The 19891-nt window shown below is 72.8% G+C and carries 18 protein-coding genes; 12 read left to right on the plus strand and 6 right to left on the minus strand.

What is annotated here, in order from left to right:
* Positions 1–30: 30 nt before the first annotated feature.
* From ABID81_RS04925 to mscL, 3 genes are all read left to right on the plus strand, one after another.
* Positions 31–609 carry a 5-formyltetrahydrofolate cyclo-ligase gene (locus ABID81_RS04925; RefSeq protein ID WP_354593689.1) on the plus strand — a complete coding sequence of 193 codons (579 nt, stop codon included), beginning with the start codon at positions 31–33 and terminating at the stop codon, positions 607–609.
* Positions 610–635: 26 nt separating this feature from the next.
* On the plus strand, positions 636–1049 hold the full coding sequence (locus tag ABID81_RS04930) for an FmdB family zinc ribbon protein (protein WP_354593690.1): 414 nt from the start codon (positions 636–638) through the stop codon (positions 1047–1049).
* Between the two features lie 94 nt (positions 1050–1143).
* The gene (mscL, locus tag ABID81_RS04935; RefSeq protein ID WP_354593691.1) at positions 1144–1638 is read left to right on the plus strand and encodes a large conductance mechanosensitive channel protein MscL; all 495 of its coding nucleotides are present in this window, start codon (positions 1144–1146) and stop codon (positions 1636–1638) included.
* 119 nt (positions 1639–1757) lie between these two features.
* Here mscL and ABID81_RS04940 read toward each other — a convergent pair whose 3' ends face one another.
* Together ABID81_RS04940 and ABID81_RS04945 are read right to left on the minus strand one after the other, a co-directional pair.
* The gene (locus ABID81_RS04940; protein WP_354593692.1) at positions 1758–1973 is read right to left on the minus strand and encodes a hypothetical protein; all 216 of its coding nucleotides are present in this window, start codon (positions 1971–1973) and stop codon (positions 1758–1760) included.
* The gene (locus tag ABID81_RS04945; protein ID WP_502915176.1) at positions 1970–5737 is read right to left on the minus strand and encodes an AAA family ATPase; all 3768 of its coding nucleotides are present in this window, start codon (positions 5735–5737) and stop codon (positions 1970–1972) included. The genes ABID81_RS04940 and ABID81_RS04945 overlap by 4 nt, the downstream gene beginning before the upstream one ends.
* A gap of 274 nt (positions 5738–6011) precedes the next feature.
* On the opposite strand from ABID81_RS04945, the gene ABID81_RS04950 reads away from it, so the two are divergent.
* Together ABID81_RS04950 and ABID81_RS04955 are read left to right on the plus strand one after the other, a co-directional pair.
* Positions 6012–6431 (plus strand): hypothetical protein, encoded by a 420-nt coding sequence (locus tag ABID81_RS04950; protein ID WP_354593693.1) that lies wholly within the window; start codon positions 6012–6014, stop codon positions 6429–6431.
* A gap of 328 nt (positions 6432–6759) precedes the next feature.
* Complete coding sequence (locus ABID81_RS04955; protein ID WP_354593694.1) at positions 6760–6966, plus strand: YegP family protein; 207 nt, start codon at positions 6760–6762, stop codon at positions 6964–6966.
* Positions 6967–7043: 77 nt separating this feature from the next.
* Here ABID81_RS04955 and ABID81_RS04960 read toward each other — a convergent pair whose 3' ends face one another.
* The gene (locus tag ABID81_RS04960; RefSeq protein WP_354593695.1) at positions 7044–7886 is read right to left on the minus strand and encodes a sulfurtransferase; all 843 of its coding nucleotides are present in this window, start codon (positions 7884–7886) and stop codon (positions 7044–7046) included.
* A gap of 161 nt (positions 7887–8047) precedes the next feature.
* Here ABID81_RS04960 and ABID81_RS04965 point away from each other — a divergent pair, with 161 nt between their 5' ends.
* Positions 8048–8770: a DUF4166 domain-containing protein gene (locus ABID81_RS04965; RefSeq protein ID WP_354593696.1), complete on the plus strand. Its 723-nt coding sequence runs from the start codon at positions 8048–8050 to the stop codon at positions 8768–8770.
* Complete coding sequence (locus ABID81_RS04970; RefSeq protein WP_354593697.1) at positions 8767–9735, plus strand: epimerase; 969 nt, start codon at positions 8767–8769, stop codon at positions 9733–9735. Before ABID81_RS04965 ends, ABID81_RS04970 begins: the two co-directional genes overlap by 4 nt.
* Positions 9736–9813: 78 nt before the next feature.
* Here the strand turns inward: ABID81_RS04970 and ABID81_RS04975 are convergent, their stop codons facing one another.
* Positions 9814–10245: an Lrp/AsnC family transcriptional regulator gene (locus tag ABID81_RS04975; RefSeq protein WP_354593698.1), complete on the minus strand. Its 432-nt coding sequence runs from the start codon at positions 10243–10245 to the stop codon at positions 9814–9816.
* A gap of 148 nt (positions 10246–10393) precedes the next feature.
* On the opposite strand from ABID81_RS04975, the gene ocd reads away from it, so the two are divergent.
* The 3 genes from ocd to ABID81_RS04990 all read left to right on the plus strand — a co-directional run bounded on the left by ocd (position 10394) and on the right by ABID81_RS04990 (position 13740).
* A complete protein-coding gene (ocd, locus tag ABID81_RS04980; RefSeq protein ID WP_354593699.1) occupies positions 10394–11425 on the plus strand; it encodes an ornithine cyclodeaminase in 1032 nt (343 codons plus the stop codon).
* A 57-nt stretch (positions 11426–11482) separates the two neighbouring features.
* Complete coding sequence (ctlX, locus tag ABID81_RS04985) at positions 11483–12502, plus strand: citrulline utilization hydrolase CtlX (RefSeq protein WP_354593700.1); 1020 nt, start codon at positions 11483–11485, stop codon at positions 12500–12502.
* Positions 12503–12699: 197 nt separating this feature from the next.
* On the plus strand, positions 12700–13740 hold the full coding sequence (locus ABID81_RS04990) for a TerC family protein (protein ID WP_194595193.1): 1041 nt from the start codon (positions 12700–12702) through the stop codon (positions 13738–13740).
* Positions 13741–13910: 170 nt separating this feature from the next.
* On the opposite strand, the gene ABID81_RS04995 is transcribed toward ABID81_RS04990, so the two are convergent.
* Complete coding sequence (locus tag ABID81_RS04995; RefSeq protein WP_354593701.1) at positions 13911–16073, minus strand: phosphoenolpyruvate carboxykinase (GTP); 2163 nt, start codon at positions 16071–16073, stop codon at positions 13911–13913.
* Positions 16070–17662 (minus strand): glyceraldehyde-3-phosphate dehydrogenase, encoded by a 1593-nt coding sequence (locus ABID81_RS05000; protein WP_502915182.1) that lies wholly within the window; start codon positions 17660–17662, stop codon positions 16070–16072. Before ABID81_RS05000 ends, ABID81_RS04995 begins: the two co-directional genes overlap by 4 nt.
* Positions 17663–17899: 237 nt before the next feature.
* Between ABID81_RS05000 and ABID81_RS05005 the strand changes: the two genes are divergently transcribed.
* Both ABID81_RS05005 and ABID81_RS05010 read left to right on the plus strand, forming a co-directional pair.
* Positions 17900–19333, plus strand: coding sequence for a helix-turn-helix domain-containing protein (locus tag ABID81_RS05005; protein WP_354593703.1), 1434 nt, complete (start codon positions 17900–17902; stop codon positions 19331–19333).
* Positions 19323–19775: a DUF6314 family protein gene (locus ABID81_RS05010; RefSeq protein WP_354593704.1), complete on the plus strand. Its 453-nt coding sequence runs from the start codon at positions 19323–19325 to the stop codon at positions 19773–19775. Before ABID81_RS05005 ends, ABID81_RS05010 begins: the two co-directional genes overlap by 11 nt.
* Positions 19776–19891 lie beyond the last annotated feature (116 nt).

The following is a 19891-nucleotide window of genomic DNA, read 5'->3' on the forward strand; positions in this document are numbered from 1 at the left end:
GTTAATAGTCGGACGGTTAAGCTCGTCGTCATGACTGACGACGTCGGCAACGCCAAACGCGCCCTGCGAGCCGAGATCCGCCAGAAGCGTCGCACCCTCGGTGCGCACGAGAGGGAGACCACGACCGAGGGCATCACGCAGCACCTCACCGAGCTCGCCACGAGCCTCTCGGTGCGCTCGATCGCCGCCTACCTCTCGACCGACGTCGAGCCCAACACGCGCCCGTTCCTCAACTGGGCCTTCGCGAACGGCATCCGCGTGCTGTTCCCGATCACGCGCGCCGACGGCCTGCTCGACTGGGCGGTCGGCGACGGCGAGAGCGAGCGGCGGGGCCTGTTCGACCTGCCGGAACCCGTCGGCGAGGTGCTCAGCCCGATGGCGATCAACGACGTCGACCTGATCGTCGTGCCCGCCGCCTCGATCGACCACGGCGGCATGCGCATGGGTTGGGGCCGGGGCTACTTCGACAAGACCCTCGGCTCGATGGAGCGTCGCCCGCCCGTCTATGCTGTGGTGTTCGACCCCGAGTACGTCGAGTCGGTGCCCCGAGAGCGGCACGACCAGCCCGTCGACGGCGTCGTCACCCCCTCCGGCATCCACGAGTTCTAGACTCGCCTTCCCCCAGGAGCGCCTCCGTGCCCACCTACTCGTACCGCTGCACCGAGTGCGACAACGCGTTCGACGTCGTGCAGTCGTTCACCGACGACACCCTCACGGTCTGCCCGGTCTGCCAGGGCAAGCTGCGCAAGGTCTTCAGCCCCGTCGGCGTCACCTTCAACGGGTCGGGCTTCTACCGCACCGACTCGCGTTCGAAGGGCACGTCGGGCTCGGGTTCGGGCTCGGGTTCGGGCGACAAGGGCACGTCGTCCAGCTCGTCGGACAAGGGCTCGGGAGGCGCGAGCGGCTCGTCCTCGTCGGGCGCGTCCGGCAGCGGGTCGGGTCCGTCCTCGTCCGGCAGCGGTTCGTCGGCGTCGGGTTCGTCCGGCTCCGGCTCGTCGGGCTCCGGCTCGTCAGGCTCCGGCTCGAGCGGGTCGTCCGGCTCGTCCTGACCCACCCGGGGCGACGCCCGCGACCGCCGTCGCGCGCCTCCGTGGTTGGCTGTACGTCGAGAAACTCATCTCGACGGATCAGAAGGAGTCGCCCGTGAAGGGTTTCAAAGAGTTCATCCTGCGCGGAAACGTCATCGACCTCGCGGTCGCGGTCGTCATCGGAGCGGCCTTCACGGCCATCGTGACGTCGCTCGTGACGAACGTGTTCAACCCGTTGATCGGTGCGGCGTTCAACGCGACCATGCTCGACAAGGCACTGATCGTCACGATCCCGACGCTGAGCGGTGGCGAGGCGCAGCTGAAGTTCGGTGCCGTCATCGGCTCGGCGATCCAGTTCCTCATCATCGCCGCGGTCGTCTACTTCGTGCTCGTGCTGCCCGTGAACAACCTGCTCAAGCGCACCTTCGCCAAGCAGAAGGCGGAGGAGACCCCGGCCGACGTGCCGCCGACCGACGTCGAGCTGCTCAGCGAGATCCGCGACCTGCTGCGCGCCCAGGCCTCGCCCGCGGCCGGCACCGGATCGCACGCCGCCCCCGTGCTCGAGTCCCGCGACCCGCACAGCGAGAACGGCCCGCTCGGCAGCCGCTGACGCCCGGGGCGCCCACCGCGCCTGAACCCCGGATGCGAAGACGGACCCCAACGGAACGGGGTCCGTCTTCGCCTCCGGGGTTCGTCGTCGTGGCGGTCGCTCGGCCGGACGCCGACCGCTCAGCCCCAGTGGGGCGGGACGTCGGCGCGCAGGCGCTGGTCGTTCTCGCTCGACCCCTGCCGCTCGGGTTCGGGCGACGGCGTGGGGTCGCTGCCCGGCACCGGATCGGTGGTCACGCGGCGACCGGCCCGTCGTCGCACCACGAGGGGTCGCGGCTCGACCGCCTCGAGGGCGGAGGAGGCGTCGTCGTCGGACGCCGCGCCTCCTGCGCTCATCGTCGGTTGACGTGCTGGCTGGCCGACAGGGCCGGCACCTCGTGCGTGTGCGCGTCACCGATGCCCAGCACCTCGGCGACCCGCTCGGCCACCACGTCGGGGTCGGTGAAGAGCTGGAAGGCGTGCACCCGGATGTAGTGCCAGCCGAGCCGGCGCAGCACCTCGGGGCGGGACCGCAGCGACTCGCGCAGGCTCGTCCGCGACAGCGTCGTGTCGGTCTCGATGGTGACGCAGACCCCGTCGTGCGCCGCGACCAGCCCGAGCTTGCCGCGGTGCCCGAGGGCGACGGGGATGCCCTTCGCCTCGAGTCGCCGCGCGAGGTCGACGAGCATCGGCTCGCTGTCGTCGGGGACGTGCTCGGCGGTCGTGCGAGCCTGCACCTCGGTGAGGATCTCGCTGAGGGCGACCGTGCCGTGCCCCATCCGGCTCGAGTCGATGTCGCCCGGCTGGAAGCACGTGACGATGACCATCGACCGGCGGGCGCGCGTCATCGCGACGGCCAGCAGGCGTTCTCCGCCCGGCTGCCCGAGCGGACCGAAGTCGCTCAGCACCCGGCCGTGCGGCGTGCGGCCGTAGCCGATCGAGAAGACCACGTGGTCGCGGCTCTGGGCGACGCTCTGCTCGAGCGTGGCGACCATGAACGGCTCGCTGCGGTCGCCGACGACGAACTCGGTCAGGTCTTTGTGGCCCGAGACGGCGGTCAGCACCGCCTGCTGCACGCGGACGGCGTGCTTGGCCGAGGCCGTCAAGACCATGAGCGACTCGCTCGGGCGCGTCCGGGCGTGCTCGAGGACGAGCGAGACGACGCGGTCGACCTCGGCGTCGACGCTCTCGACGGCACCCGACTCGGGGTCGGGCACCGCGGTGCCGCCCGAGACGTAGTCGAGCGCGATGCTGCCGTGGCCGAGGAAGCTGCCGGCCCACGGCAGCGACTCGATGCGCCCGCCGTAGAAGCGACGGTTCACCAGCTCGGCGAGGTCTTCGCCACCGGCGCGGTAGCTGCGGGTCAGCGAGAGGGTCGGCAACAGGGTCGCCAGGCGGGCCAGGGCGCTCTCGGAGTGCGAGGCGGCGAGGCTCTCCTCGTCGGCGTCGACCGGGGGCTTGCCCGGCTGGACGCCGATGTCGAACTCGGAGGGCGTCTGCGTGACCGGGTCGCCGAACGCGACGGTCTGCTTGCCGCGACGGATCGCCCCGACGTTCTCGGCGAGCGTGGTCGCCCCGGCGTCGACGAGCACGACGGTGTCGAACGGCACCGTGTCGGCGATCGTGTGCACCTCGTAGGGCGAGGCGACCCAGACCGGCGCGACGGCACGCGACAGGTGCGGCGCGGCGTCGTGCAGGAGGCGCGCGGTCAGGTGGCCCTGTCGCAGCAGGTCCTTGAGGGCAGAGGCCTCGTCGGGCCAGTCGACCAGCCCGATCTTCCAGTTCTCGGCCAGCAACCAGGCGAGCAGTTGGGCGCTGCCGGCGGCGTGGGCCTCGTCGACGAGGCGGAAGTCGGCCTCGAGCCGGTCGAGCATCGCGGTGTTGGCCCCGAGCAACGCCCGGTCGGCCTCGAGCAGCGACTCGAGGGCCGAACGCCACCAGGCGAGCTCGAGCTCGGCGGCGACCTGGTGCTCGGGGACGTGTCGGTTCGCCAGGTCGGTGATCAGCGGCGTCAGCTCGAGGTCGCGGAGCGTCGTCATGAGCTCGGTGCGCTCTTGGAGGTTCTGCAGCACGTCGCTCTCGGCGGCGAGGGCCTCGAGGCGCTGCTGCAGCTCGACGACGCCGATCTCGGTGAGGCCGTCGGCGCCCGAGAGCCCCAGGGGGCCGTCGAGGCGTTCGAGGTCTTGCGACACCTGCTGGTGCAGCACGTGCGTGTCGGCGATGCCCGTGGGCACCTCGGGCGGGGTGCCCGCCGACACGTAGCGCTGCCAGACGATCCGCTGCTGCTGGATGCGCTGCAGGGCGCCGTGCAGGTCGGCGACGTGGACGCCGGGGCGCACGTACTCGCGGGCGAGCTTCTTCAGCCGGCGACGGTTGGCGCTCGACATGTCGGGGGCCTCGCGCTTGGGTGCCGTCGCGGCGACCAGTTCGGCGACCGACCGGTCGAACACGACCGGCATGAACTTGTCGAGGGTGTCGCGGATCTCGGTGAGGAGGCGCAGGTAGACGCCGAGCTCGGCGACGCTCTCGAAGGGCCGCATGCGGGTGCTGCCGATGACGTCCGTCGCGCGCTCGAGCAGCCGGGGCAGGTCGCGGTGGTGCAGGTTCTTCGCGAGCTGGTGGGCGTCACCGGCCCCGACCGTCTCGGTGAAGCGGGCGCCGTACCAGGGCGAGTCGCCCGGCCCGTACTTGAACTCGCCCAGGTTGGCCGCACCGACCATCGTCTCGGCCACCCGGCCGCGACCGTCGACCATGGCGGCGATGCTGCGACGGCTGAGGCGCGCCGTCGTCGCGGGCGCGGACGGCAGCAGCGCGAGGCGGGACAGCTCGGTCAGGCAGTCGAGCACCGAGACGCCGAGCTCGGGGTCGCGACGGCTGAGCGCACCCCGGTAGTCGACGAGGACCTTTCGGAGGCGCACGAGGGCGTCGTCGACCTCGCCCATCTGCGGGTGCGTGGCCTTCTCGTTGCGCGAGATCGACCGGATCACGTCGCGGCGCAGGGTGGTCGGGCTCACGGCGACGCCGGGCAGCCCGATGTCGGCGAGACGGCTGGTGATGCCGCGGAGCGAGGCCCGACGGGCGCTGACGACGAGGACGCGCTTGTTCTGCGAGACGAGACGCCCGACGGCGTTGACGATGGTCTGCGTGCCGCCCGTGCCGGGCAAGGTCTTGACGACGACCGAGTTGCCGGCGGCGATCTGCGCGACCACGTTCTCCTGCTCGGGGTCGGCGTCGAGCAGCAGCGTGTCGGTCTCGGGGCTCCGTTCGTCCTGCGGGGTCGCGGTGGCCGGCCGGTAGGCCTGCTCGACCTGACGGATGGCCAGGGCGTTGCCGGCGAGGGCGTCGAGCACGGGGTGGCCGAGCTCGCGGGCGTCGAGGGCCATCTCGGTCGAGACCTCGGCGAAGGTCGAGACGACGAGCCGCGGCTGCACGGTGAACCACTCGAGGTGCGCGGTCAGGCCGCGGAGGCGGTCGATGACCGGGTTGGGCGTGAACGACCCCTCACGGCTGGCGAGCGAGACGAACGACTCGGCGTCGAGCGTGATGCCGAACTGGTCGTGCAGGGCGTCGACCAGCGCCGGGTTGAGGAAGGGCTCGCCGAGCAGCTTCACCTCGAAGTCGCGACCGTGACGTCGGATCGCCAGGGGGCGCAGCAGCACGGGGGCCCGGAAGTCCTCGCCGGCGAACGACCAGGCGGCGATGCCGATGGCCAGGTGGACGGCGTCGATGCCGCGGACGGTGCTCAGCTCGAGCCCCTTGGCCGCGATCTCGCCGGCGGCGGCGCGCGCCGTCCGCAGGGCCAGGTCGTCGCGGATGAGGCTCGAGAGCAGGGTCGTCTTGCCGGTGATGAACTGTGCGAGCCCACCCGGGTGCGTGGTGCTCAGCTCGATGCGGGACCGCTGTGAGTCACCGAAGTGCAACAGGGCGGACGGGCCGCCCACGCGCCTCAGCGACTCGCGCCAGGTGTTCCACACGGGCTCGGCCACGTTGCCCAGGGACTGCCCCGGGTGACCGAGGCTGACGGCGTGGGGTGCGATCACGCCCGTGGGCGCGCCGGTCGGGACGGCGACGGAGTCGTTCTCGTCGTCGTCGTTGTCATGCTGTCTGTCGGCTCGCCACACCCTGACACCTTAAGCGGTCCACCCCGGCAACTCCCGGAGGTCGGCCGTATCCGTCGCGCGTCGCCGCGGCGGACGCGGCGCGGTGCCCCGGGCCACTCGGCGGCACCTGTCGTTCATCGCGTGACGTGTTACACGAGCCGTCATCATGCGCGACACGTTCGGTTATGTGAGATCACGTCATGACCGTGCAGCGAGACGTCATCGTGCAGTACGGTCATCACGGGGGCTATTCAATGAGCTGACACGACACCGTGTCTCGACACCAGGAGCGCACATGCCTTTCGAACAGAAGTACAGCGACGAGACCCGCGAGAAGTCGCTCGCCCGGGTGCTCGAGCGTCGTGAGGCCGAGCCCGGCAACCGGGCCATCATCCGCGAGACGGCCGCCGAGTTCGAGGTCGGAGAACAGTCGCTGCGCGGGTGGATCCGAGCCCACGAGCGCTCGATCGCACCGACGCCGGCACCCGACGACGCGGTCGAACGCGAGCTCGAGGCCGAGGCGGACGACGACGCGGCCGCCGCACCGGCGTCGACCCCGCGCCGGGGCCGCCCGCCGGGCTCGGGCTCGGGGTCGGGCTCGGCCGCCACGGCCGCCACGGCCGAGCGGGTCGCGGAACTCGAGGCCGAGGTCGCCAAGCTCCGTCGCGACCGTGAGTCGCTGAAGAGCGCCATGGCCGTCCTGCTGGCCGACTGAGCCGGCACCCGCCCGACGGGCGCCCGACCAGGTGCCCGACGCGCGGAGAGCGCCCGCCCCCGAGACTGCCATCCGGGGCCGGGCGCTCTCGTGTGCCCGGCGGACCGGCCGCCGAGACGGGTCGGTGCGACCGCCGATCCCCGGAGGGGGGAACGGGGCTCGAGGCGGTCGCATCGACTCCGTCAGTCTGTCGCATGGAATGTCACATGTCAAGAGGCCTCCGACCAGGCTGACGCGTGGGCCGGAGGTGAGTCGGTCGGTCGCGGGGCGCCGGCCCTAGGCTGTCGCCACGCAGAGCGCGTGGACCACATCGGGCAAGGGGTCACCCATGGCAGGCAAGTTCATCGTCACCCAGGACGCCTCGGGTGAGTACCGCTTCGTGTTGACGGCGAGCAACGGCGAGGTCATCGTGTCGTCCGAGGGCTACAAGCAGAAGGGGTCGGCCATGAACGGCATCGACGCCGTGCGCAGCATCGCGGTCGACGCCGTCGTCGACGACCGCTCCGCCGTGCCGACGCCGGGCCACGCCGACTGAGCCCGACGCGCTGCCGCGGCCCTGCCTGAAGGGTGAAGGGCCCGCCGAGCGGCGGTCCGCCGCCGACCCGCGTCGCCTCACCCGGGGCCGTCTCCCGTCGCGAGGGGACGGGTCGGGTCGTTCGACCACGCGCTCCACGACCCCGCGAAGAGCACGGGTTCGAAGCCCGCGATCGTCGCCGCCAAGGCGTTGTGCGCCGCCGTGATTCCCGACCCGCAGTAGACGGCGACGGGCGTCGAGGGCCCGACCCCCGCCTCCTCGAAACGCGCCCGCAACCGGGCCGCGTCGACGAACCGACCCGACTCGTCGAGGTTGCCCGCGGTCGGCAGGTTGACGGCACCGGGGACGTGGCCGGCCCGGGGGTCGACGGGTTCGACGTCGCCGCGGTACCGCTCGGCGGCGCGGCTGTCGACCAGCACGCCGGTGCGGGGCCAGGCCGCCGCCTCGTCGGCGTCGATGACGGGCCACGGGTCGTCGCCCAGCGTGACGCCGCCGGGTCGCGCGACCACGTCGCCCTGCTCGAGCGGGAGGCCCGCCTCGCGCCAGGCCGACAGTCCCCCGTCGAGCAGCCGGACGTCGGCCAGGCCGGAGGCTCGCAGCAGCCACCAGGCGCGCGCGGCCGACTGTCCGCCGAGGTCGTCGTAGACGACGACCGCGTCGCCGTCGTCGACGCCCCACCGCCGGGCCGCCGCCTGCAGGTCGGCCCGGTCGGGCAGCGGGTGACGCCCGTCGATCGGGTCGCCGTGTCGGGCCAGCTCGGCGTCGAGGTCGACGTAGACGGCGCCGGGCAGGTGCCCCTCGCGGTGGGCCGGGCGGCCGTCCGGTCGGTCGAGCCGCCACCGCACGTCGAGCAGGCGGACGACGCCGCCACGCTCGAGGGTCGAGGCGAGCTCGGTCACGGTGACGAGGGGGTGGCTCATGCCGACGAGGCTAACCGTCGCGCGCCTCCTCGCGGCGGCCCCGACCTGCCCCGAGGAGGCGCGCGCGGCCCGATCGCGCTGCGTCACGACTCGCACATGAGGACTTCTCGACGTCGAGGGATCGCCGGACGGTGGACCGGTCGGTCCCCTAGCGTGAGGTCATGACCGTGGCGCGCTCCCCGTACGAGGCCGCGCTGGGCGACGGGCTCGACCGGCTGCACCCGCGCCTCCGGCCGTACTTCGCGGCCGTGCCGGCCGGCTCGGTCGGCCGGGGACGGGGCACGTTCGCCGTCGTGGGCACGCCGAGGCGATGGCTCTGGCCCGTGCTGTGGGTGCTCGGCCGACAGGGCGTCCTGTTCGCGGTCGACCGCCGCGACGTGCCGTTCCGCGTCGAGAACCGACCCGCGACCGCCGCGAGCGGCGAGGTGGCCGTCACCGCCGTCCGCACCTTCGCGTTCGCGGACGGGACGCGCCGCATGGTCGACGAGATCGCGGCCCGGGGCGACGGCCTCGAGGACCACCTCGGCCACCGGCGCCGCTGGTCGGCCCGACTGCGGGCCACGGTCGTCGACGGTGCGCTGACCATGGTCTCGACGAGCACGGCGCTCCGGCTCGGCCCGGTGCGCCTGGGCCTGCCCCGCGCGGTCGCGCCCCGCGTGACGCTGCACGAGAGCTACGACGAGTCGGTGGGTCGGCAGCGCGTGTCGGTCGTGCTCGACTCCCCCGCCCTCGGCCGCCTGTACGAGTACACCGGCCACTTCGACTACGAGGTCGTCGCCGACGACCCCGCACCGACAGACGGGCCCACCGCACCCGCCGCGTCCACCGGGCCCGCCGGCGACGACCACCCCGACCGACCACACCGACGAGGACCACGCCCATGACCGACCACATCGTCCTCGCCGGAGCCAGCGGCTTCATCGGACAGCACCTCGCCGAGGCCTTCCGCGCCGAGGGCGCCCGTGTCAGCCTGATCGGCCGCCACGGCCCCGACGCCTCGTGGGGCGACACCGCCGGGATCACCGCCCTGCTCGAGGGGGCCGACCTCCTCGTCAACCTCGCCGGCAAGAGCGTGAACTGCCGCTACGGCCCCGAGAACCGGGCCGAGATCATGCGGTCGCGGGTCGAGACGACGCGCGAACTGAAGGAGGCGGTGCTCGCCTGCACCGCGCCTCCCCGGGTCTGGATGAACTCGTCGACCGCGACGATCTACCGCCACGCCGAGGACCGCCCGATGACCGAGTCCACCGGCGAGATCGGTTCGGGGTTCTCGGTCGACGTGGCCACGTCCTGGGAGGCCGAGTTCTTCTCGGGCGAGCTGCCCTCGACCCGCCGCGTCGCCCTGCGCATGGCCATCGTGCTGGGCGACGGCAGTGCGCTCGTGCCGCTGATGGGCCTCGTCCGGGCGGGACTCGGCGGCCCGCAGCTCGACGGCCCCTGGCCGGCGACCCGGGCCCGGCTCGCCGCAGGCACGTACCACCGCGAGGGCCGAGGGGGCGGACGGCAGAAGTTCAGCTGGATCCACGTCGACGACGTGCTCGGGGCGATCCGGTTCGCCCGGGCCGACGACTCGCTCGAGGGCGTGCTCAACCTGTCGTCGCCGAATCCGAGCGACAACCGAGGCATGATGCGCACCCTGCGCCGCGTGCTCGGCGTGCCCGTCGGCCTGCCCGCCTGGCGCTGGATGCTCGAGCTCGGCACGGCCGTGCTGCGCACCGAGACCGAGCTCGTGCTCAAGAGCCGGTGGGTGCTGCCCGAGCGGCTGGTCGAGGGCGGCTACGAGTTCGTCCACCCGCACCTCGACGAGGCGCTGAAGAGCATCGTCGCCGGGAGGCGCGGCGCGGCCTGAGCGGGCGCGGGCGCGGCCTGAGCGGGCGCGGGCTGAGCGGGCGCGGGCGCGGCCTGAGCAGTCGCGGTCGCGGGCGGGTCAGCGCAGCACCGAGCTGAGCAGCAGGCTGGTCTCGCTGTTGACGACGCCCTCGACGCTGCGGATGCGGGCGAGCACGCGGTCGAACTCGCCGAGCGACGACGTGCGCAGCTCGGCGACGAGGTCCCACCCGCCGTTCGTGGTGTGCAGCGACACCACCTCGGGGAACCCCCGCAGCTGCCGGATGACGTGGTCGGTCGAGCGACCCTCGATCTCTATGAAGCCGATGGCCCGGATCAGGTCGGGGTCGTCGGCCTCGCGCACCCGCACCGTGTAGCCGAGCACGGTGCCCGTCGCCTCGAGGCGGTCGAGCCGTGACGTGACCGTCGCCCGGGTCACGCCCAGTCGCCGCGCCAGGCTCGCCGCCGACTCGCGGGCGTCGACCCGCAGGGCGGCCAGGAGGCGGCGGTCGAGTTCGTCGAGATCGGCCATGACACGAAAAGTACAGCACGTCTGCGCAGATCGCCTGTCCGGGCGTGCGGAATGGCGCTCGATGGTGATTGTGGCTGCACATCGCCCAGTCCTAGCGTGGTGGCACCCGGACGCGAGACCGAGCCGGGCCGAGCAGGAGGAGGCCGCCGTGGTGCACTTCGTGGACGTGCAGAACATGATCCGGTGGGTCACCGACCGGGGGGTCGGCCCGATCACCAGCGGCATGGTGACCGCCCTCGAGCGCGACTTCGCCCGCTGGCCCGCCTTCGACAAGTCCCCCCGCGTCGCCTCGCACAGCCCGATCGGCGTCATCGAGCTGATGCCCGCGAGCGACAGCGAGACCTACGGCTTCAAGTACGTCAACGGCCACCCCTCGAACCCCGGCCGCGGCTACCAGACCGTGACGGCGTTCGGGGTGCTGGCCGACGTCGACACGGGCTACCCGACCTTCCTCGCCGAGATGACGATCCTCACCGCCCTGCGCACGGCCGCCACGAGCGCGATGGCCGCCAAGCGCCTCGCCCGGGCCGACTCGCGCGTCCTCGCCCTGATCGGGGCGGGGTCGCAGGCCGAGTTCCAGGCACTGGCGATGCGCGCCTCCCTGGGGCTCGAGACGGTCCGCGTGTTCGACGTCGACCCGCACGCCACCGCGAAGTTCGTCCGCAACCTCGAACCGCTCGGCTTCGACATCACGGTGTGCGCGAGCCCGGGCGAGGCGGCCGAGGGTGCAGACGTGATCACGACGTGCACCGCCGACAAGCAGAACGCGATCGTCCTGCCCGACGAGGCCGTGCGCCCCGGCGTCCACGTCAACGCGATCGGCGGCGACTGCCCCGGCAAGACCGAGCTCGACCCCGCCACCCTGCGCCGGGCCGACGTGTTCGTCGAGTACCCCGAGCAGACCCGCGTCGAGGGCGAGATCCAGCACCAGCCCGCCGACTTCGCGGTCACCGAGCTGTGGCAGGTCGTCGCCGGGCAGCGTCCCGGTCGCACGGACGACGAGCAGATCACGATCTTCGACTCGGTCGGCTTCGCCATCGAGGACGTCTGCGCCCTCAAGTACCTGCGCGACGACGTCGTCGGCACCGACCTCGCCGTCGAGATCGACCTCGTCGCCGACCCCGACGACCCGAAGGACCTCTTCGGGCTCGTCGCCGCCCGTCGGCCCGTCGGCGTCTGACCCCGGTCCGACGTCGAACCCGGAACCCCGAGCCCCGAACGCCGAGCCGAGTCCGTCGTGACGATCCTCGACCGCCCGCCCCGCGCCTCCTCGGCGTCACCCCCCGAGCTCCGTGCCTCCTCGCGCACCCGAAGCGCCGACGAGGAGGCGCGGCTGACCACGCAGTCCCCCGCCGCGGTCGTGATGGTGCGACCGCACCACTTCACGCCGAACCCGCAGACGGCCGCCGACAACGCGTTCCAGACCGACCCCGCCGACGTCGACGCGACCCGGGGCGAGCTCGCCGCACGGGCCGCCGCCGAGGTCACCCGGGCGGCGGCGGCCTTGCGCGGGGCGGGCGTCACGGTGCACCTCGTCGACGACGAGCGGACCGACCGGCCCGACGGGGTGTTCCCGAACAACTGGTTCTCGACCCACGGCGACGGCCGGGTGGTGCTCTACCCGATGCACTCGCCGAACCGCCGGGGTGAACGCCGCGCCGACGTCGTCGACCTGCTGCGCGACGGGTACGCCGTCACCGACGTGCTCGACCACTCGTCGCTCGAACGCGACGGCCGCGTCGTCGAGGGCACCGGAGCGCTCGTCGTCGACCACGTCGACCGGGTCGCCTACGTCGCGCTCTCGCAGCGGGCCGACCCGGCGGCCGTCGCGGTGGTCTGCGCCGACCTCGGCCTCGACGTGCTGGCCTTCACGGCGACCGACGCCGAGGGCGTGCCGATCTACCACACCAACGTCATGATGAGCGTGGCGTCGCGCTTCGCCCTGGTCGGCCTCGAGTCGATCGCGTCGACGGGCGAACGGAGGCGCGTGGTCGAGCGCCTGACGGCCTCCGGACGCGAGGTGGTCGCCCTGAGCCGTGACCAGCTCGGCGAGTTCGCCGGCAACGCCCTCGAGCTGCGCGGCGCCGACGGACCCGTGCTGGCGATCTCCGCACGCGGCTGGGCCGCGCTCACCCCGGCGCAGCGGCGAGCCGTCTCGCGGCACGCCAGGCCCCTGCCGCTCGAGGTGCCGACGATCGAGCTCGCCGGAGGATCGGTGCGCTGCATGCTGGCCGGGGTGCACCTGACGCGACGGTGAGGCGGTCGCCGGACCGCGCCTCCCGGGCCGTCGAGTTCTTGCGCTCCCTGCAGCTTCCCAGGAGGGTCACGGTGGCTTGATGGCTCGCCCCCAGCACGCACCCACGTACGGTTCTTCTAGGAGCTTGCCGCCCGTCGTCGACCGATCGCGTCGACGTCCCACCCGCCTCATCAGCCCGACCCACCCGGAGCACCCCCGTGGACGTCTCACTGACCACCTGGCTCATCACGATCGCGGTCACCATCGCGTTCTTCGTGTTCGAGTTCTTCACCCACGTGCGCAAGCCGCACGAGCCGACGATCGGCGAGTCCGCCCGCTGGTCCGCGTTCTACATCGGGCTCGCGCTGCTGTTCGGTGTCGGCATCGGCTTCGTCAGCGGGTGGGGCTACGGCGGTGAGTACTTCGCCGGCTACCTGACCGAGAAGGCGCTGTCGATCGACAACCTCTTCGTCTTCCTGCTGATCATGACCGGGTTCGCGGTGCCACGCATGTACCAGCAGAAGGTGCTGATGATCGGCATCGTCATCGCCCTGATCATGCGCGCCGGGTTCATCGCCGCCGGCGCCGCGCTGATCGAGAACTTCTCGTGGGTGTTCTACCTGTTCGGCGCCCTGCTCTTCGTGCTGGCCTACCAGCAGATCAAGGGCGACCACGGCGGCAACGCGGCCGACAACGCCTTCGTCAAGATCGCCCGCCGCATCCTGCCCGTCGACGACGAGTTCCACGAGGACAAGTTCACCGTCAAGAAGGGTGGCAAGCGCTTCGTCACGCCGCTGCTGCTCTGCGTCATCGCGATCGGTTTCGTCGACCTGGTGTTCGCCCTCGACTCGATCCCCGCGATCTACGGTCTGACCAACGAGGCGTACATCGTCTTCACCGCCAACGCCTTCGCCCTCATGGGCCTGCGTCAGCTGTACTTCTTGATCGGCGGCCTGCTCGAGCGCCTCGTCTACCTGTCGCAGGGCCTCGCGATCATCCTCGCCTTCATCGGCGTCAAGCTGGTCTTCCACGCCCTGCACGTCAACGAGGTGCCGTTCATCAACGGCGGCGAGCCGCTGCTCTGGGTGCCCGAGATCCCGATCTGGTTCTCGCTGCTCTTCATCGGCGCGACCATCACCGTCGCCACGATCGCCAGCCTCGCCAAGACCCGCGGCGACGCCCAGAAGGCCAAGCGCGACGAGATCGAGGGCGAGAAGGTCACGGTCGCCAAGGACGCGGACGACCCCACGCGCCACTAGGCCTCGGCTCGACGCCGCACCGCACCGCGTTTCGTGCACGGCACCCCGACTAGTCAGGGTGCGGTGCACGAAACGCGGTGCGGTGTCGTGTGAGGGGCTCCGCGTCCCCACGACGCGGAGCCCCGGGCCCGTCACCCGCTGATCACGGGCGGCGGGAGTCGTCGGCCCCGTCAGCCGGCCGGCGTGCCTGCCGCGCCCGCGGTCGGCACGGCCGCGCCCGCGGTCGGCATGGCCGCGCCCGCGGTCGGCATGGCCGCGCCCGCGGTCGGCACGGCCGCATCCCTGGTCGGCACGGCCGCACCAGCGGTCGGCACGCCCGCACCCGCGGTCGGCACGGCCGCGCCCGCGGTCGGCCCGCCGGCGGCGGCGGCCACCTCGAGCCGGGTGCGCAGGGCGGCCAGCTCGTCGCGCAGCGCGTCGGGCAGGGTCGACCCGAACCGGTCGAAGAACTCGGCGGTGAGGTCGCACTCGGCGAGCCAGGCGTCCGTGGGCACCGCGAACGACTCGGCCAGCGCCTCCTCGGTGAGGTCGAGGCCGTCCAGGTCGAGGGCTCCCGGGGCGGGAGCCAGGCCGAGCGGCGTCTCGACGGCGTCGGCGGTGCCCGCGAGGCGTCCGGCGATCCAGGCGATCACCCGGGAGTTCTCGCCGAAGCCCGGCCAGAGGAACGACCCGTCGGCCCCCTTGCGGAACCAGTTGACCTGGAAGACCTGCGGCGCCCGGTCGCCGAGGTCGGCGCCGAGCCGCAGCCAGTGGGCGAAGTAGTCGCCCATGTCGTAGCCGCAGAACGGCAGCATCGCGAACGGGTCGCGACGCAGCTCGCCGACGACGCCCTCGGCCGCCGCGGTCTGCTCGGACGCCACGGTCGCACCGACGAACACGCCGTGCTGCCACGACCGGGCCTCGGTCACGAGGGGCACGTTCGTCGCGCGCCGCCCGCCGAACACGATCGCGTCGAGGGGCACGCCGTCGAACGCGTCCCAGTCGGGGCTGAGCGACGGGCACTGCTCGGCGGGGGCCGTGAAGCGCGAGTTCGGGTGAGCCGCGGGGGTCGACGAGGCGGGGGTCCAGTCCTCGCCCCGCCAGTCGACCAGGTGCTCGGGCGCGTCGTCGGTCAGCCCCTCCCACCAGACGTCGCCGTCGTCGGTCAGCGCCACGTTCGTGAAGATCGTGTTCGCGTGCAGGGTGCGGACGGCGACGGGGTTCGACGTCTCGCCGGTGCCCGGGGCGACCCCGAAGAAGCCCGTCTCGGGGTTCATCGCCCAGAGCCGGCCGTCGGGTCCGGGCTTCATCCAGGTGATGTCGTCGCCGAGGGTCTCGACCCGCCAGCCGGGCAGGGTCGGCTGCATCATGGCGAGGTTCGTCTTGCCGCAGGCCGACGGGAACGCCGCGGCGACGTGGAACGCCCGCCCCTCGGGGCTCGTGACCCTGATCAGCAGCATGTGCTCGGCGAGCCAGCCCTCGTCGCGCCCCATCGTCGACGCGATGCGCAGCGCGAAGCACTTCTTCGCCAACAGGGCGTTGCCGCCGTAGCCCGAGCCGAACGACCAGATCTCGCGCGTCTCGGGGAACTGGGTGACGTACTTCGTGTCGTTGCACGGCCAGGCGACGTCGGAGCGAGTCGTGCCGTCCGCGTCCCGCAGCGGGAACCCGACGCTGTGCACGCCGCGGACGAACGGCACCTCGCCGTCGGCCCCGCCGAACGCGGCCAACGGCTCGGAGCCCACGCGAGCCATGATGCGCAGGTTGAGCACGGCGTAGGCCGAGTCGGTGAGCTGGACGCCGAGCTGCGAGAGCGGCCCGCCGACGGGCCCCATGCTGAACGGCACGACGAGCATCGTGCGGCCCCGCATCGACCCGGCGAACCAGGGTCGCAGCTCGCGCCTCATGGCCCCGGCCTCGCGCCAGTTGTTGGTGGGTCCGGCGCCCGCGGGGTCGGTGGTGCAGATGAAGGTGCGGTCCTCGACGCGGGCGACGTCGCCGGGGTCGGTCCGGGCCAGGTGGCTGCCCGGACGCAGCACCGGGTCGAGCGGGATCAACGCGCCGCTCGCGACGAGGTCGGCGGTCAGCCGCTCGGCCTCGGCGTCCGAGCCGTCGATCCACTGCACGGCGTCGGGTTCGAGCAGGTCGACCTGCTCGGCGACCCAGGCGACGAGCGTGCGCGGAGCCCACGACGGGGCAGGGACGTGGCGCCGCCGTGCCGCGCGCGCCCAGTCCGTCGGCGGGGCCGTCGGCGGGGCGGTCGGCGAGGCCGAGGAGGCGCGGGTCGCGTCACCCGCGGAGGCGCGGGTCGCGTCGCGCAGGACGCGGTCGTCGTGGGGTCGGGTGGTGATCATCGCGTGGCCTCCAGGGTCAGGTCGAGTCGGTCGTCGGGGTGGACGGGCAGCGGTGCCGCGTCGGGAGCGGGGACGCGACCACCTCCGGCCGATCCGGTCCGTGCCGGATCGGGCGTCGGGAGGGAGACGTCCTCGCGCGGGGCCGGGGAGGCGGAGACGGCGCGCGGCGCTCGGGGCAGGGAGGGCGGCGTGCCACCGGCCAGGTGCTCGAGCAGCCGGACGACCTGGCAGCTGTAGCCGAACTCGTTGTCGTACCAGACGTAGAGCACGACCCGGCGACCCCAATCGCCGCCGGCACCGTCGCCGGACACCACGGTCGCGAGCCCGTCGACGACGCCCGCGTGGCGCGAACCGACGAAGTCGGTCGACGCGACCTCGGGCGACTCGACGTAGTCGATCTGTCGCCGCAGGGGCGAGTCGAGCGAGGCACGCCGCAGGTGCGCGTTGAGCTCGTCCCGGTCGACCGGCTGCCGCAGCCGCAGGTTCAGCACCGCGACCGAGACGTCGGCCGTCGGCACCCGGATGGCGCTGCCGGTCAGGCGTCCCGCGAGCTGCGGCAACGCCTTGGCGACCGCCTTCGCGGCGCCCGTCTCGGTCAGCACCATGTTGAGCGAGGCCGAGCGCCCCCGCCGGTCGCCGGGGTGGAAGTTGTCGGTCAGGTTCTGGTCGTTCGTCACCGCGTGCACGGTCTCGATGTGCCCCGACTCGACGCCCCACCGCTCGTCGAGGGCGGCCAGCACCGGCGTGATGGCGTTCGTCGTGCACGACGCGGCGGCGACCACGGCCTCGTCGCCGACCGATTCATGGTTCACGCCGAACACGACGTTCGGGATGCCGCCCCGGCCCGGGGCCGTGAGCAGCACGCGCGACGCGCCGCGCGCCTCCAGGTGTCGTCGCAGGGACGGCTCGTCCCGCCACCGGCCGGTGTTGTCGACGACGATCGCGTCGTGGATGCCGTACCGCTCGTAGTCGACCGTCGCCGGGTCGTCCGAGTAGATCACCTGGATCGTCGTGCCGTTCGCGACGATCGTGTCGGTGGCCTCGTCGACCACGATGGTGCCCGCGAAGGGGCCGTGGATGGAGTCGCGCCTGAGCAGGCTGGCACGCTTGACCAGGTCGTCGGCCGAGCCGCGACGCACGACGACCGCCCGGAGGCGCGCGCCTCCTCGTCCCCCGGCGTGCTCGATCAGCAGCCGCGCGACGAGCCGCCCGATGCGCCCGAAGCCGTAGAGGACGACGTCGCGGGTCGCGGCGCCGTCGTCACCGCGACGCCCGACGACCTCGGCGAGCTCGGTCCGGACGACGTCGGCCACCGACGCGGCGGCCCCGCCCCCTCGTCGCCCGAGGCGCTCGGCACGGAGCCGGGCGCTCAGCCGGGCCAGGTCGATCGACGCGGGTCCGAGGTCGAGCCCGTCGAGCAGGTGCAGCACCGCCAGGGTCTCGCCGGGGTCGAGCGCGTGGTCGTCGAGCCGGCGCGCGAAGCGGTGCAGCTTGAGGACGCCGACGGGCGACCGGTCGAGCAGGCTACGCCCGTGGATCGACACGACCACGCCGTCGCGCCGCCAGAGCCGACCGATCACCGGGATCATCGCCTCGGCGAGCGCGAGGCGCCCGGCCCAGTCGTCCTGGCGTTCGTCGTACCGGACGACGGGGTCGTCGGTCGGGCCGGAGGCGGTGGGCGTCGGTGCCATCGTGTCTTCTCTCGTCGTCGAAAGGGGTGTTTCTCCACGATGACGGCCGTCGACCTTGATCTGCAGGTCGGTGATGCGTAAAGATCAGGTGTTCTTTCGCTCTCGTCAAACCGACGCCTCCGAGAGGGGTGCCCCGTGGTCGACGCCGACCCCCTGCTGCTTGGCCAGGCCGTGCGGCACGCCCGCACCGCCCGCGGCCTGACCCTCGACCAGCTCGCGTCGCGCGTCGAGGTGAGCGCGAGCCAGCTCTCGTTGATCGAGACCGGGCGTCGCGAGCCCAAGATCGGGCTGGTCAGGGCGTTGGCCGGCGCCCTCGACGTGCCCCTGGCGACCCTGCTCGCCGCCGAGCCGCCGAGCGAGCGGGCGGCGCTCGAGATCGAGCTGGCCCAGGCGCAGCGGGGCTCGCTGTACCGGTCGCTCGGCCTGCCCGACGTCAAGGCGAACAAGGGGTTGAGCACGCCCGCGCTCCAGACCATCCTCGGGCTGCACCGCGAGCTCGCGCGCCGACACAGCGAGGCCAGCGCCACCCCGGAGGAGGCGCGGCGGGCGAACACCGAACTGCGGCTCTGGATGCGCGAGCGCGACTCGCACCTGCCGGACGTCGAGGAGGTCGCGGCCGACCTGCTCCGCACGGTCGGGCACACCGCGGGCGCCCTGTCGCACAGCAGCGTGAGCCGCATGGCCCGCAGCCTGGGCCTCGAGATCATCCACGTCGCCGACCTGCCGCACTCGGCACGCTCGGTGATCGACCTCGCCAACGGGCGGATCTACCTGCCGCCCGCGTCGATCCCGGGTGGTCACGGCCTGCGAGCACTGGCGCTGCAGGCGATGGCGCACCGCCTGCTCGGGCACGAACGCCCCTCGACCTACGCCGAGTTCCTGCGGCAGCGACTCGAGATCAACTACTTCTCGTCGGCCTGCCTCATGCCGCTCGACGCGGCGGTGGACTCGCTGCAGAAGGCCAAGGCGCAGCGCGACCTCTCGGTCGAGGACTTCCGCGACGGCTTCGGCGTCACCCACGAGGCGGCGGCGATGCGAATGACCAACCTGCTCACGTCGCACCTCGGCATCCGCATGCACTTCTTGCGGGTCACGGGCGACGGAGCCATCGCCAAGGCCGCCGAGAACGACGGCCTGCCCCTGCCCGCCGACGTCACCGGCGCCGTCGAGGGTCAACTGGTGTGCCGCCACTGGGCCGCCCGCACGGCCTTCGCCCGGACCAACCGCACCACCGAGCACTACCAGTACGACGACACCCCCGCGGGCACGTTCTGGTCGGCCTCGCAGACCGGCACGACCGAGCACGACGAGTTCTCGATCACCGTCGGGGTGCCGTTCGCCGACGCGAAGTGGTTCCGCGGTCGCGACACCGAGCGACGGGAGACCTCGACCTGTCCCGACGAGTCGTGCTGCCGTCGTCCACCGGCCGGCCTGGCCGCACGGTGGCGCGACGCGGCGTGGCCGAGCGCCCGGCTGCACGCCCACGTGCTCGCCCCGCTGCCCTCGGGCACCTTCCCCGGCGTCGAGGACACCGAGGTCTACGAGTTCCTCGAGCGCCATGCCGGCTGAGACGCTCGCGCTGCTGCTCGGCCGTTGGGCGGTGGTCCGCGAGATCGACGACCACCGCACGGGCGAGCACGCCCGCTTCGACGGGACGGCGACGGTCGAGGAGGCGCGGGCGGCCGGCGATCTCGTCGCGACCTACGACGAGACGGGCGAGCTGGTCGTGGCCGACCGGCGGACGCCCGCCACCCGGCGCCTCGGCTACGCCGCCCGGGCCGACGGTGTGCTCGACGTGCGCTTCGCCGACGGCCGGCACTTCGTCGACCTCGACCTGAGGTCGGGAGCCTGGGAGGCGCACCACCCGTGCGCACCGGACAGCTATCTCGTCGAGACGCGGGTGCTCTCGCCGACGTCGTTCGTCGAGCGCTGGACGGTGCGCGGACCCGCCAAGTCGTACGACGCGCTGACGACGTACGAGCACGTCGCAGGGCATCCCGCCACGAGGTGAACACGCCGCCACACGTTTGCGTGGCGGAGTTCTCACATCGTGGCGGGGTGGTGGGCCCGCGCGCGGCGGGCCTGCGCGTGGCGGGCGGGCGTCGTGGTCAGCCGGCGGCGCTACCG

This window comes from Frigoribacterium sp. PvP054 (assembly GCF_040547465.1).
In the GTDB taxonomy this organism is placed as follows: Bacteria; Actinomycetota; Actinomycetes; order Actinomycetales; family Microbacteriaceae; genus Frigoribacterium.